Origin of the sequence: Flavobacterium denitrificans DSM 15936, assembly GCF_000425445.1 — a bacterium.
In the GTDB taxonomy this organism is placed as follows: domain Bacteria; phylum Bacteroidota; class Bacteroidia; order Flavobacteriales; family Flavobacteriaceae; genus Flavobacterium; species Flavobacterium denitrificans.
Map to the genome: position 1 here is coordinate 904,214 of NZ_KE384377.1, position 12,788 is coordinate 917,001.

General features: G+C 35.1%; 16 protein-coding genes. 5 read left to right on the forward strand and 11 right to left on the reverse strand.

What is annotated here, in order from left to right:
- The first annotated feature begins 7 nt into the window (after nucleotides 1-7).
- From H600_RS0115840 to H600_RS0115855, 3 genes are all read left to right on the forward strand, one after another.
- Nucleotides 8-646, forward strand: coding sequence for an MEDS domain-containing protein (locus tag H600_RS0115840; RefSeq protein WP_026729708.1), 639 nt, complete (start codon nucleotides 8-10; stop codon nucleotides 644-646).
- Nucleotides 647-1,044: 398 nt separating this feature from the next.
- Nucleotides 1,045-1,530: a GNAT family N-acetyltransferase gene (locus H600_RS0115850; RefSeq protein ID WP_035108690.1), complete on the forward strand. Its 486-nt coding sequence runs from the start codon at nucleotides 1,045-1,047 to the stop codon at nucleotides 1,528-1,530.
- 144 nt (nucleotides 1,531-1,674) lie between these two features.
- On the forward strand, nucleotides 1,675-3,099 hold the full coding sequence (locus H600_RS0115855) for an amino acid permease (protein ID WP_026729711.1): 1,425 nt from the start codon (nucleotides 1,675-1,677) through the stop codon (nucleotides 3,097-3,099).
- 451 nt (nucleotides 3,100-3,550) lie between these two features.
- Here H600_RS0115855 and H600_RS0115860 read toward each other — a convergent pair whose 3' ends face one another.
- On the reverse strand, nucleotides 3,551-3,883 hold the full coding sequence (locus H600_RS0115860) for a winged helix-turn-helix transcriptional regulator (protein WP_026729712.1): 333 nt from the start codon (nucleotides 3,881-3,883) through the stop codon (nucleotides 3,551-3,553).
- Nucleotides 3,884-4,086: 203 nt separating this feature from the next.
- Here H600_RS0115860 and H600_RS22585 point away from each other — a divergent pair, with 203 nt between their 5' ends.
- Entirely contained in the window at nucleotides 4,087-4,776 is a 690-nt protein-coding gene (locus H600_RS22585; RefSeq protein ID WP_051234438.1) for an NIPSNAP family protein, read from the forward strand.
- A 63-nt stretch (nucleotides 4,777-4,839) separates the two neighbouring features.
- Entirely contained in the window at nucleotides 4,840-5,859 is a 1,020-nt protein-coding gene (locus H600_RS0115870) for a saccharopine dehydrogenase family protein (protein WP_026729713.1), read from the forward strand.
- A 210-nt stretch (nucleotides 5,860-6,069) separates the two neighbouring features.
- Here the strand turns inward: H600_RS0115870 and H600_RS22955 are convergent, their stop codons facing one another.
- The 10 genes from H600_RS22955 to H600_RS0115925 all read right to left on the reverse strand — a co-directional run bounded on the left by H600_RS22955 (nucleotide 6,070) and on the right by H600_RS0115925 (nucleotide 12,418).
- Nucleotides 6,070-6,243 (reverse strand): hypothetical protein, encoded by a 174-nt coding sequence (locus H600_RS22955; RefSeq protein ID WP_157509934.1) that lies wholly within the window; start codon nucleotides 6,241-6,243, stop codon nucleotides 6,070-6,072.
- Between the two features lie 127 nt (nucleotides 6,244-6,370).
- Nucleotides 6,371-6,928, reverse strand: a complete 558-nt coding sequence (sigZ, locus tag H600_RS0115885; RefSeq protein ID WP_026729714.1) for an RNA polymerase sigma factor SigZ — start codon at nucleotides 6,926-6,928, stop codon at nucleotides 6,371-6,373.
- 92 nt (nucleotides 6,929-7,020) lie between these two features.
- Nucleotides 7,021-8,085: an ACR3 family arsenite efflux transporter gene (gene arsB / locus H600_RS0115890; protein ID WP_026729715.1), complete on the reverse strand. Its 1,065-nt coding sequence runs from the start codon at nucleotides 8,083-8,085 to the stop codon at nucleotides 7,021-7,023.
- 1 nt (nucleotide 8,086) lies between these two features.
- Nucleotides 8,087-8,698: an arsenate-mycothiol transferase ArsC gene (locus H600_RS0115895; RefSeq protein ID WP_245176581.1), complete on the reverse strand. Its 612-nt coding sequence runs from the start codon at nucleotides 8,696-8,698 to the stop codon at nucleotides 8,087-8,089.
- Nucleotides 8,698-9,312, reverse strand: coding sequence for a class I SAM-dependent methyltransferase (locus H600_RS0115900; RefSeq protein ID WP_026729717.1), 615 nt, complete (start codon nucleotides 9,310-9,312; stop codon nucleotides 8,698-8,700). Before H600_RS0115900 ends, H600_RS0115895 begins: the two co-directional genes overlap by 1 nt.
- A gap of 11 nt (nucleotides 9,313-9,323) precedes the next feature.
- A complete protein-coding gene (locus H600_RS0115905) occupies nucleotides 9,324-9,797 on the reverse strand; it encodes a DUF6428 family protein (RefSeq protein ID WP_026729718.1) in 474 nt (157 codons plus the stop codon).
- Between the two features lie 33 nt (nucleotides 9,798-9,830).
- A complete protein-coding gene (locus H600_RS0115910; protein WP_026729719.1) occupies nucleotides 9,831-10,316 on the reverse strand; it encodes a GNAT family N-acetyltransferase in 486 nt (161 codons plus the stop codon).
- Between the two features lie 10 nt (nucleotides 10,317-10,326).
- Entirely contained in the window at nucleotides 10,327-10,659 is a 333-nt protein-coding gene (locus tag H600_RS0115915) for an ArsR/SmtB family transcription factor (protein WP_026729720.1), read from the reverse strand.
- A gap of 662 nt (nucleotides 10,660-11,321) precedes the next feature.
- A complete protein-coding gene (locus H600_RS0115920; RefSeq protein WP_026729721.1) occupies nucleotides 11,322-11,774 on the reverse strand; it encodes a carboxymuconolactone decarboxylase family protein in 453 nt (150 codons plus the stop codon).
- A gap of 68 nt (nucleotides 11,775-11,842) precedes the next feature.
- Nucleotides 11,843-12,418: a Crp/Fnr family transcriptional regulator gene (locus H600_RS0115925; RefSeq protein ID WP_026729722.1), complete on the reverse strand. Its 576-nt coding sequence runs from the start codon at nucleotides 12,416-12,418 to the stop codon at nucleotides 11,843-11,845.
- Between the last annotated feature and the right edge of the window lie 370 nt (nucleotides 12,419-12,788).

The following is a 12,788-nucleotide window of genomic DNA, read 5'->3' on the forward strand; positions in this document are numbered from 1 at the left end:
TTGATGTATGAACAAACAAACATCTTTTTCGGTATGTGGGGAATCCTTGTCGGCTCCAATGCACATTTGTGGATTTTTTGATTCAAAAGAGCAACAATATGAGGTAATAGTTCCTTATATTATGGAGGGTTTGAAAGCAAATGACAAAGTGATTAACATTCTTGAAGGAAATCGCCATGGTGAGCATTGCAGATGTTTGGCTGATAGTGGAATATCAATTGCCGAAAAACTAGCGAGTGGTCAACTCGAAGTATTGGCTTCTGAAAATACTTACATAAAGGATGGCGAGTTTGCTGCTGAAAAAATGTATACAATGCTCGAACAGACCTTATTATCGGCATCGAGATCGGGTTATGAAAGTGTAAGGGCTTGCGGCGATATGGTCTGGGCTCTCAAAAATTTGCCAGGAACTGATGAACTTTTAGAATACGAGGCGAGCTTGAATGTGCTTACTCCAAAACACGCCGTATCACTCATATGCATGTACGATATAAATAGCTTCAGTTCAAATACACTTGCCGATATATTGCTCACGCATCCTTACGTCATCAGAGACGGAAAGATCAGCAAGAATTCGCAATATGTAGAGCCTTCGGAATTAATTTCTAAATTTTCGGATTTTTCATCCAGTCCGCTTAAACTCTAAGACGTTGGCTTTTTTTGTCGATAAGATGACGAGAATTTTGGAGTACTAATAAATTGATTCTAGATTACAACTAATACCTGGTAAAAATTCGCAGTCAAAATCTGGCTCATCTTCATGTTTCTGATATAAATTAATGAATTGAGATGCATACTGTTTTTCAGTATGAAATTCTGCATCTATATAATTATTATTAGAGAAAATAGCAGAAGATTTATTTGAGTTGAAAGTGTGGTGCAGATCTATTAATGATTTCATAATATGTTATTAGGTTTGTTTATAATCTTTATTCAAAATTATAATATACTGCAGCCTTTTTAATTATAGAATTCAGCCGGAGGTTTATATAATTTAACAGTTATATCACTTACTCTTGTTTATTTTTGCATAAAAAAAGAGCCATGATTACCTTTAGAAATGCAACATTAAATGATCTTGAAGCGGTAACTGTTGTAGAAAATGTTTGTTTTCCACCAAATGAAGCAGCTACAGCGGAGTCATTTACCAAAAGAATACAAGTTTATCCCGAGCATTTTTGGCTGTTAGAATCAAACGGTGAATTGATGGGTTTTGTAAACGGAATGGTAACGAATCAAGAAACGATAAGCGACGACTTATTTGGAGACGCGGAGCTTCATGATAAAAACGGAAAATGGCAAAGCATTTTCGGAATTGCTGTTGCGCCACACCACAGAAATCAAGGTTTTGCTACGCAACTGATGAATCATTTAATTGCAGAGTCAAAAAAAGAAAATCGTAAGGGCGTAATCTTAACTTGCAAAACGGCTTTAATTCCGTATTATCAGCGTTTTGGTTTTGTTGATAGGGGAGTTTCGGCCTCGGTACATGGCGGAGAAGTCTGGCATGATATGACTTTAACATTTTAAATATGTAAAACCCTTTAAAAGACTTTTAAAGGGTTTACTTTTTCTAAAGATTAGGAGTAGAGGAAGCTTTGCCTAATTCCATTTTTAACTTATCTTCGCTTTTTATACATTTCTGAAAACATTTAATTCCTAAAAACCTAATCTGTGAAAAATAATCATGATGCTGCAGAAGAGACTCAGCTTAAACGTGGACTAACAAACCGACATATTCAGTTAATTGCCTTAGGAGGTTCTATAGGAACAGGTCTTTTCCTTGGCATTGGTCCAGCGGCCGTATTAGCAGGGCCATCGGTTATTTTAGGATATGCTATTGCCGGAATTATCGCTTTTTTCATAATGAGACAACTTGGAGAAATGGTTGTTGAAGAGCCTGTTTCAGGAAGTTTTAGCTATTTTGCTTATAAATATTGCGGTTCATTTGCCGGTTTTGCCTCAGGTTGGAATTATTGGATTTTGTATATTCTAGTGAGTATGGCCGAACTTACAGCCATTGGCGTTTATGTACAGTTTTGGTGGCCTGAAATTCCGCTTTGGGCATCCAGTTTGTTTTTCTTTTTGGTGATTAATGCTTTGAATTTTGCTTCTGTAAAAGTATACGGAGAAACCGAATTTTGGTTTTCCATCATAAAAGTAGTTGCGATTATTGCGATGATTCTTTTTGGAACTTATTTGCTAATAAGCGGAACGGGAGGAGAGCATGCTACAATTCATAATTTGTATAACGATGGAGGTTTCTTTCCAAAAGGTTTTTTTGAAAGAACAGGAAAAGGAGATTTTCAAGGATTATTGTCTGCAATGGCACTGATTATGTTTTCTTTTGGCGGATTAGAACTAATTGGAATTACCGCAGCTGAGGCTGAAAATCCAGAAAAAAACATTCCAACAGCGACCAATCAGGTTATTTACAGAATTCTGATATTTTATGTTGGGGCATTAGTGATTTTATTTGCTTTGTCACCGTGGAGACAAATTACGACAGACAGTAGTCCGTTTGTGATGGTTTTTCAAAACTTAAACGGAATGGAATTTGAGTTGTTTGGTTACAAAATATTTTTTACTAGCCTGATTGCCAATGTGCTTAATTTAATTGTATTAACCGCCGCTTTATCAGTTTATAACAGCAGTGTTTACAGTAACTCCCGAATGTTATTTGGCTTAGCTGATCAAGGAAGCGCGCCAAGGTTTTTAAAGAAGTTAAACAAACATTCAGTGCCTGTTAATGCTATTTTAATTTCTTCTTGTTTTGCCGCGATTTGTATTTTAATAAATAAAGTAATTCCAGAAGAAGCTTTTAGCATTTTAATGTCTTTAGTAGTCTCTTGCTTGGTTATTAACTGGGTTATGATTTCGTACACGCATTTAAAATTTAGACAAACGAAAGACAAGGAAAACACCAAAACGAAGTTTGCTTCTATATTTTATCCGGTAAGCAATTACATTTGTTTCGCCTTTTTATTAGGTATTTTAGCCATTATGTGGATGACGAATATGGAGATATCTGTAGAGTTGATTCCGATTTGGCTAGGGATTCTCTTTGTATTTTATAAAGTTTTTAAAGTGAAGGAATAAAGATAGATGATAAAAAAGAAAACCTCTTTTATTTAGTCTTTTCTTTTTGTGTGATCATTTATATGGGATATAAGTCAAAGAAATCTGCAAATTTGAAGTTTGTGTAAAAATTAATACTTCTATTAGAACAAAAACAAATCTGCTAGCTAAAGTTTCGGGTTCTTAAAATAATGTTCAGTAAAAACCCGCTATTAGCGGGTTTTAGTGTTTTTAGAATCTTGTTATTGTTAGAAACCATTTTATGAATGATTTAAGGAAGCAGACTTTGGAAGATAATTACTTTTATTTTTGATTTCAGAGCGGTTTGCATGTATTGTAAGAGTTAAATTTTTAAAAGCATCTTTGATTTTGAATAGTAAAATTTCTGCCTAATTACAACTTTTAGTATCTCGTATAATAATGACTTTTTTCCACGGCAACTTTCAAATTCTCGATGCTATTTTATTGCATTTTAAATCTCAATCAAAGCCATTTGCTTTTCAGCCCAAGCACTCATTTGATTGATGAAAGGAATTAACTCAATACCTGTTTCAGACAACGAATATTCAACTCGAGGCGGTACTTCGAGATATACTTTTCTGAAAATCAATCCGTCAGCTTCTAATTCTTTTAAAGTCTGTGTGAGCATTTTTGGCGTGATTCCTTCAATGGCTTTTTTTAGTTCGCCATAGCGCAAGATGTCATCTTTTAACGACCACAAAATCCGCCCTTTATATTTTCCTCCAATTCGCTGAAAAGCGTAATCAACAGGGCAATATGCTTTTATGTTTATTTTTTTTTCCATTTTTTTTATTTTTAAAATGCTGATTTTCAGTATTAGTATGGTTTTGGTATGTAGGGTACTTTTTTGTACGTACTTGTGGTAAAGATATTATATTCTTTTCTTTGTTAGAGGAATTATTAACATAATTTATCAAACAGATTCTGATTTTTATTCGTGATAGATTGTTTTTGCTCCATTTTTAATCATTTTAAGAATTTAGAATTATGACAAATATCCAACAATCAAATAATCAACACATTAGAGTATTAGAGCTTCGCAATTATTTATTAATGCCTAATATGACTGACGAGTTTAAAAAGTACTTCAATACGTATTTTGTCGCTCCAATGCATAATCTTGGTGGCTTTACTTTGGGACAATTTAAAATTGATAGAGCAAATGATAGATTTGTTTGGTTTAGAGGTTTTAAGGATATGGAAGCAAGAGTAAAATTCCTAAATGATTTTTATGTTGACAGTAAAACTTGGAAAGACTATGGAAAAGGAGCCAATGACATGATGATCAATTCAGATAACGTTTATTTGCTACGTCCGCTTGCTACAAGTATTTCTGTCAATTTTATGGAGGTTAGTCATAAAATTGTTGTGGTAAATTTTTATAGTTGCAACAGTACATTAGACAAAGTAATTGCTCTTTTTAATACTGAATATATACCTTATTTAGAAAGTATTGAGGTCAATAATACTACACTTTGGGTTAGTGAAATGCAAGAAAATGATTTTCCCAGACTTCCGGCTTTTCAGGACAAAAATCTTTTGGTTTCAATCACATCTTTTGAAAATAAAAAAGAGTATCAATTAAAACAAAAATTGATCAATGAAATGAGCGACCAGCTGAAACAATCAATGCAGCAATTAATCACAACACAAAATACCTTAATGCTTGTGCAATAAAAAAAACAACCTTTCAAATATTTAATAATCATCTGATGGAGTAATATCTAAAAAACACGATTTATGGAAAATAGTATTGCAGTTTACGGAGCATATGGACACACAGGAAAGTTTATTGTAGCAGAACTTTACAGACAAGGTTATAGAAATTTGATTCTCTCTGGAAGAGATTTGGAAAAATTGACTGCTTTGCTTCCGTTTTTTCCGGATTCAGAAATAAAAGTGGCAGATATCAATAATCGAAAATCATTAGACGAAGCTTTTAAAGATGCCAAAATTATTATAAACGCAGCTGGCCCAAATTTAGATACTGCAGCACCTATAATTAAATCAGCTTTAAGATCTGGCAGTCACTATATTGATTTATCGGCAGAACAAAAACCAGTGTTGGATGTTATTGATGAATTTTCAGAAGAAGCTAAAAATAAAGAAATTTTAGTAATTCCAGCAGTAGCCTTTTATGGTGGATTGGCGGATATATTAGCGACGCACTTAACAAAGGAGTGGGAGCATACAGATGAAATCAACGTGTATATTGGTCTGGATTCCTGGCATCCTACAAAAGGGACGAGATTGACAGGAGATCGAAATCACTACAAAAGATTAACATTCAAAGACAATCGCTTAACAGAACTTGAGCCAACTCCTTCAAAAGAATGGAATTTTAAAAAACCAATAGGCAGCAAAGAAGTGGTAAGTCTGCCTCTTTCAGAAATCATTACGATTTCAAGCCATTTAAAAGTGAATACGGTTAATACGTACTTGAGCCAGAACTCTTTAGAAGATCTTAGAAACAACAGTACGCCAGAGCCAAAACCGATAGATGAAAAAAACAGGTCTTCACAGCAATTTAGTCTTGAGGTCGTTGCGTTAAAAGATAATGAAGAAAAAAGAATTTCGGCACAAGGGCAAGATATTTATGCTGTGACTGCTCCTTTAGTTGTAGAGGCGGTGAACAGAATTTTATCTGGAAAAACGGCTTCAAAAGGAGTAAAGACACTGGGAGAAGCATTTGATGCGAGCGATTTTTTAAATTCGTTGCAAGAAGATGATATAAAAATTACTGCCGTAGAAAAATCATAGGTAAAAAGATAGATTTTTTTGTTTCCCTAAATTATTATTCTGAAGTACTTTCAAACTTTTGTTTGAAAAAGCTAGTAAAATACTAGATGAAAAATGAGTCAAAATCAAATTTGTAGAAGTAAACTTAATTTTTTTGGGAAATTTCATAGATTATCAGATAAAAAAAGACAACTTTTTGAGTTGTCTTTTAAGTAGTAAAATGAAAAAAAGTTACTTTTTGCAATCTTTCGGTGCACAAGTTCCTGGATCGTCATTGCAGCAATGCGTTGAACATTTTTCAGTGCAGATTTTCTTAGCATCAGATTTTGATAAGTTCGCATAAGCGAAGATGCTTCCAGCGGTTAATAATACTGCTGCGAGAGTAAGGAACATTTTGTTTTTCATAATTTTAATTTTTAATGATTAATACCATTTAAGACGTACTAATCTAAAAATGATGCAGACTTTGCTGATTTTTTTTCTAATAGCCTGAATTTTTACATGTGAATCTTCCGTAAATGATCCGGTGATATCAGCATTTTCCTCCGCTGCATGATTTTTTAGACGTAACATTCATAACATTCCCACGGCGGTCTAATTCAATACTGCAGCAATCCAGCAGCATTTCCTTTAATTTGGATCTGCCTCTCTGCACCCTAGAGCGAATGGAAGGGTAGGCAAGGCTGTATTTTTCGGTTAAGTCTTTCTGCTTGATTCCATGTATTTCGCTATCCATGATAATTCCTTGATATTCCTCCGGAAGGCGCTCAATGAAATTTATAATGCAGCAGTCTAGGCTTTGCGAATTATCAAAATCTGTTTCCTGCATTGTTTTTTGCATCATGCATTCCGTGAGTTCTGATTTTTTTTGATGGGAACTTTTTCGATAATAATCAATAATAGAATTTCTTGTGATTGTGAAAATCCAGCTTTTTAATTTGCTATCATCCGTCAGCGATCCTAAATTCTCGTTTATCTTTATAAAAACTTCCTGCAAAACATCAGATGCGTCGTCGGTATCATTTATACGGGCCTTTATGTATTTGCCTAAAATGATATAAAACTGATTGTGAATAGTATTTATTTCCAAATTTTTTATTGTTTACAGGCTCAATGCTTTTTAAAAATTGTTTGATTTTTTTTCCATTCTCGTTTTTTAAAATAGATTAAGAGACTCAAAGCTCAGTTTGAATAAAATCTTTTTCTGAACCAAAATGCAAGATTTACCAACGCTATAAGAGCAGGAACTTCTACCAAAGGACCAATAACACCTGCAAAAGCCTGGCCGCTGTTTATTCCAAACACGCCGATTGCCACCGCAATGGCAAGTTCAAAATTATTGCCTGTGGCCGTAAAGGCTATAGATGTCGCCCTTGAATAGTCAGCTCCAAAATATTTGCCGATAAAGAAACTGATGACAAACATCACAGTAAAGTAAATTATAAGAGGAACAGCAATTCGCACAACATCCATTGGAATCTGAACAATCAGTTCTCCTTTCAGGCTGAACATTAAAATGATTGTAAAGAGCAACGAAATAAGTGTAATTGGCGAGATAAATGGTACGTATTTATTCTCAAGCCATTCAGAACCTTTTAAAGCTATCAAAGCATAACGGCTGATAATTCCAAGAGCAAAAGGAATTCCTAAGTAAATACCTACACTCTCTGCAATCTGAGCTATGCTGATGTTCACTTCGAAACCATCATGTCCAAAATAGGGAGGGAGAATGGTTATAAAGATATATGCATATACACTGTAAAGCAGCACCTGAAAAATACTGTTAAGGGCAATAAGTCCTGCAGCATATTCGCGGTTTCCGTCTGCCAGATCATTCCATACCACAACCATTGCGATACAGCGCGCCAGACCAATAAGGATCACCCCAATCATATATTCAGGGTATCCGTTTAAAAACAGGAGCGCCAGTAAAAACATTAAAACAGGGCCTACAATCCAGTTCAGGAATAAAGAAGCACCCAAGACTTTAGTATTTCTAAAAACCTGTCCCATCTGTTCGTATTTTACTTTTGCCAGAGGTGGATACATCATCAGGATCAGACCTATTGCCAATGGAATGTTTGTAGTTCCGCTGGAGAAAGAATTGATGAAATCTCCGCTGGAAGGAATTAAGTATCCTATTGCCACGCCTATAGCCATAGCAAGGAAAATCCACAGGGTTAAGAAGCTGTCAAGGAAACTTAATTTTTTGCGTCCGACAGCTGGTGCGCACTTATTTGCTGACATTTTATTTTTTTATTTGTGAAAACACATAAAACATTTCGGCTGCTATTTGGAGGCTTCGTTCCAGATAAATTTCTTTCTGTTGAGGAGTTCCGTCAGAAATCTTAGGATCTTCAAAAGTAATCGGGATCCTTTTCTCGGCACCTGCTATAAATGGGCATCCGCCGTCAGCCTGCGAGCAGGTCATTATTGCCGCAAATCCGCTTTCAGGATTGAAATCATCATCATAGGTTTTAGAAAAACCGATAACAGGTGGTTCATCAGCTGAATATTTTATCGAGTATACAGGATTTGGTCCCTCTGAAATTGGTTTAATTTTAAAGCCAGAACTTTTTAAGGTCTCAGCTACCATTGGGAATAGAGCAGTAGCTTCAGTTCCTCCAGAATAGCATGAAACATTCTTTATATTGTAATATGCGGCTGCAGTCTGTGCCCAAACCTGCGACAAATGGCTTCTTCTCGAATTATGGGTACAAATCAAATTAAGTCGTACTTTCTGCTGATTGGTTGTTTTGACTTGAATAAATTCAATTAATGGCTGCAATATTTGTTTTCTGTCTTCAGACAAGAATGCAAAAGGCAAAGATTCAATTGTTTTTGTTAAATCTGCATACATTATGGTTTCTTTTTAAAATGGCAAAAAATAAAATTCTGTACTGTTTCAAAGGGAGTCTGATGATTTTCGGTAAAGCATTCCATTTTGAGAAAAGTATCAGAAAAAATCTTATCTAGTTTTGATTCAGAATATTGTGTTATTTCCAGTCCACTGCATTTTGTGGGGCCAGATTCTGAAAAAGTTCCCATAAAAAGATTGGCATTTGCAATTGTGTATTTTTCAGCAATTGACTTGTATTTTTCTATTTCCTCTTTAGAAGTTAAGAAATGAAATGAAGCCCGGTCGTGCCAAAAATCAAATGTTTCATCAGTATCAAACTCTAAAATGTCCGAAACAATAAATGATACATATTGAGATTTCTCGTTCAGACGATTTTTGATTCGATTGATGGCCTTTTCAGAAATATCCAAAAGATAAAGATTCGTATATCCTAAATCAAGCAATTTATCAATTAGGTAGCTGTCACCGCCCCCAATATCAATAATTTTTGCATTTTTTGGCAAATTAGCATTTAGAATAGCTTTTATCGACGTTTCAGGATTTGTTTGATACCAGCTTACTTCATTTTCTTTTTTAGTTGAAAAAACGTTTTCCCAATGTTCTTTTCTATCCATAAATGTATGTATTAGCAGCATCCTCCACCTGGAGTGCACGAAGAGCCGTTATCAGAATTTAGCTGAGATAATTTTACCTTAGGCTTATCAGATGGAATACCGCAGTGTTCCTGAGCAAGACAGGCTGTCTGCTTGTTAAGTAAAGTGAAGTTTTGTCCATCAAAATCTAAATCGTATTTACCGATAGTTGTGTTTTGGTATTCCACTTCAATTTCATGATCCTCAATTCCAAGCACTTTTTCTGAAAGTTCGATTATATGGATCAGTTTCTGCGGTTTAAGCCTGTGTTCGTAGTCGTTGGCATCCCAAAGCTGGAAGTTTACAACTGTTTCTTTTCTAACTGTTCCTCCGCAGTCAATGAAATTTTTGGTAACTAAACCTACTTCAGTTACGTGAAAATATTCTGGTACAAATGTGCCGTTAGGCAGTTCAAAATTTACAGCTTCAACCGTCTTAAGCACTTCTTTAATTTCTGAAAGTTTCATGATTTTTTCTATTTAGTTAAACTATATTTTTTATTAAATAATGGCAGGGCTTCTTCTTTCAAGAAGCGCAGTATCTCTCCAGATACCATTCTGTTTTCCAATTTTCTCTCTTATTCCAAGTATCCTGAAACCTGCTTTTTCATGGATGCGTAGGCTTCCTATATTCTCAGGAAATATTCCTGCCTGAAGCGTCCAGATGCCTTCTGCTTCACTTTGATTTACAAGTTCATTTAAGAGAGCAAGACCAATTCCTTTTCCTGAATGCGCAGGATCCACATATACGCTTACTTCCGCAACTCCAGCATATACGCAACGGGATGAAACAGGCGTAAGGGCAGCCCATCCTATTACTATGGAGTCTTCTTCCATCACAATTCTGCAGGATGTAAGATGCGACTGATCCCAGTCTTCCCACGAAGGGGCGCTGGTCTGGAACGTGGCGTTGCCAGTATCAATTCCTTTTTGATAGATTAATTTTACTTGATTCCAGTCTTCGGCTAAAAGTTTTCTGATTTCCATATGTTTAAAATTAACAGCATTCATTTTTCTTTTTTGCTAAATGTTCTGATATATACTCGAAGAATCCTTTTATCTTTTCGAGCCCTGGTTCATTGATACAATAGCAAATTGAATTTCCTTCGATGCTTCCTTTAATGAGGCCGGCATTTTTTAATTCTTTTAAATGCTGGGAAACTGTCGGCTGTGAAAGAGGAAGCTCGTTTACAATATCTCCGCAGATGCAGGCATCCACTTTTAATAAATACTCCATAATGGCAATACGCGCAGGATGTCCTAACGCTTTCGCTAAAATAGCCAGCTCATTCTGGCTTTCTGTAAAATGATCTGTTTTTGTTGCTCCCATTGTATTATATTTATATTGCAATATTACGATATAAAATTTAATAAGAATAGTTTTTTTATTTAAATTTTTAACTGTTAAATTGTTTTTAGCGTAATTTCTCTGTATTTGTACGGTTTATCAGAGGTTAAAATTCTTAATTATTAACTTAGTAGGATTGGCAGATCAGTAATTTTTTGAAGTAAAAGCTTGTTGAATAATATTGAAAAGCTCTAAAAAAAAACGCTAAAACCTAAGTTTTAGCGTTTTTTTAGTAGTGACGGGAACAGGACAAATTACAACATCTTTTTTGGATGATTTGAAGAAATTGGCTTACTATAGTGTCTGTCTTTCATTGGCGTTGTAAATTTGGTTTAGATGTCCTGTTGGGGATTGATGCAAAAATTGTAAAAACTCAATTGATCCATCGCATTAAACTGATATATAAATTTACAAAATTTATGCAGGATTTTAAAAGATTGTTTAAGTTAAGGCAGGATTGTCTTTCTTTGGCTGTATGAATTATTTGATTGTTGTTCCACTGGAGCATTTCTATCCTAATTGGTGCTTTTAAATGAGTTTTTCGTAAAAGCAATAAGCCCGAAACAAATCGGGCTTATTGTCTTCAAATTTAATTATAATTCTAAACTTTTGGATGCATCGTAATTAAACTAGTTTTTTGCAAGTTATGCAAGACTTTCTCCTATTCGGAGGTGGGTACTGAGAACAACCCTGTTCCAAAGATTGATTGTTATGACGGCCGTTATTATATCTGCTATCTGGCTTTCACTGAAATAGTGTAAGGCCTTTGTATAGGTTTCATCCGTTAATCCGTTCTCATGAATTAATGTTATCTCTTCAGTTACCGCGAGCACCACTTTTTCCTCTTCTGTAAAAATGTCCCCAGCTTCTCTCCAAGCACTCAAGAGAAAAATGCGCTGGTTTGACTCGCCGTTTTTAACGGCGTCCTGAGTGTGGATGTTGATGCAGTAGGCACAGCCGTTGATCTGCGAGGCACGTATCTTTATGAGTTCTTTGGCTGTCTTGGATATGGAAATTTTTGAAAGGTAGCTTTCAAGTCCTATCATCGCTTTTAGTGCATCCGGAGCGGCCTGCTTAATGTTAAGTCGTTTTTGCATTGTATTATTCTTTTAAAATTGTTCAATGCAAAATTCAATAATAGGGAAAGGAAAAAACTTAAACTGGTTTAAGAAAGAAGCCTTTTGCGTATTTCGCTCAAGTATTCGGGCGTGAATCCTAGATAGGAAGCGATGAGGTATTGGGGAACACGCTGGATGAATTCGGGGTGGTTTCTGACTGCCTGGAAATAAAACTCTTCCTTAGAGAACGAGAAAAGAAATTTGATGCGTTTCTGTGCGGCTGCATAAGCCCTCTGGTAGACAAAACGGAAATAGCGCTCCATTACCGGAAACTCTTCCAGTAGCTTCTGCTGCTTCTCCAAAGTGATGTAAAGCAATGTTGATTTCTCTACTGCCTGAATATAAAATTCTGTCGCGAGCTGGTTCTCGTAGGCAAAGTTATCGGTAAGCCACCATGTTTCTATGGCAAATTCCGTGGTTTGTTCGGTACCTTTCTCGTTAATATAAAACTTTCTAAGCAGGCCGTCCAAAACAAAATAATGATGACGGCAGATCTGTCCCTCCTTTAGCAGGTTCTCTTTTTTACACGTTTGTTTTATGTCGAAGAATTTTTTGATTTGCTCAAAGTCATTGTCTGATACCTGTGCAAATTTGGCTATATGGTTTTTGAGTATATTGGACATCTGGAGTAAATGACATATTGGTTTTGACTGTTCGGCCAGCTTTTTTAATCGGAATGGCATCGCTGGCAGGCTCTTAAGCAAATATAGCAATAATATACTTAAATACGTTTTGAAATCAGATTTCATTATTTGTCATTAAATAGTAATTGAAAGCAATTTGGAGATTATATAGAGTCAATTTCTATAATATTCTGGGGGTTCGAATCCTGTTAAGTTATCGAATGATAAATTAACTATTTGTATTATTTTTGATCTAAATATACACGCTGAAGCAATTTTTCTATTATTTTAGAGAAAGAAAATAAAAGCAAAAATGACTCAAAGCCACCGTATTTATTAGTGTAAATGAAAAAATGGCGCCAATTGTCTT

Excerpts from the sequence above, each read along its gene's own strand:
- H600_RS0115840 (WP_026729708.1), top strand. The coding sequence starts at position 8 with ATGAACAAACAAACATCTTTTTCGGTATGTGGGGAATCCTTGTCGGCT.
- H600_RS0115850 (WP_035108690.1), top strand. The coding sequence starts at position 1,045 with ATGATTACCTTTAGAAATGCAACATTAAATGATCTTGAAGCGGTAACT.
- H600_RS0115860 (WP_026729712.1), bottom strand. The coding sequence starts at position 3,883 with ATGGAAAAAAAAATAAACATAAAAGCATATTGCCCTGTTGATTACGCT.
- H600_RS22585 (WP_051234438.1), top strand. The coding sequence starts at position 4,087 with ATGACAAATATCCAACAATCAAATAATCAACACATTAGAGTATTAGAG.
- H600_RS0115870 (WP_026729713.1), top strand. The coding sequence starts at position 4,840 with ATGGAAAATAGTATTGCAGTTTACGGAGCATATGGACACACAGGAAAG.
- H600_RS22955 (WP_157509934.1), bottom strand. The coding sequence starts at position 6,243 with ATGAAAAACAAAATGTTCCTTACTCTCGCAGCAGTATTATTAACCGCT.
- arsB (WP_026729715.1), bottom strand. The coding sequence starts at position 8,085 with ATGTCAGCAAATAAGTGCGCACCAGCTGTCGGACGCAAAAAATTAAGT.
- H600_RS0115895 (WP_245176581.1), bottom strand. The coding sequence starts at position 8,698 with ATGTATGCAGATTTAACAAAAACAATTGAATCTTTGCCTTTTGCATTC.
- H600_RS0115900 (WP_026729717.1), bottom strand. The coding sequence starts at position 9,312 with ATGGATAGAAAAGAACATTGGGAAAACGTTTTTTCAACTAAAAAAGAA.
- H600_RS0115905 (WP_026729718.1), bottom strand. The coding sequence starts at position 9,797 with ATGAAACTTTCAGAAATTAAAGAAGTGCTTAAGACGGTTGAAGCTGTA.
- H600_RS0115910 (WP_026729719.1), bottom strand. The coding sequence starts at position 10,316 with ATGGAAATCAGAAAACTTTTAGCCGAAGACTGGAATCAAGTAAAATTA.
- H600_RS0115915 (WP_026729720.1), bottom strand. The coding sequence starts at position 10,659 with ATGGGAGCAACAAAAACAGATCATTTTACAGAAAGCCAGAATGAGCTG.
- H600_RS0115920 (WP_026729721.1), bottom strand. The coding sequence starts at position 11,774 with ATGCAAAAACGACTTAACATTAAGCAGGCCGCTCCGGATGCACTAAAA.
- H600_RS0115925 (WP_026729722.1), bottom strand. The coding sequence starts at position 12,418 with ATGTCCAATATACTCAAAAACCATATAGCCAAATTTGCACAGGTATCA.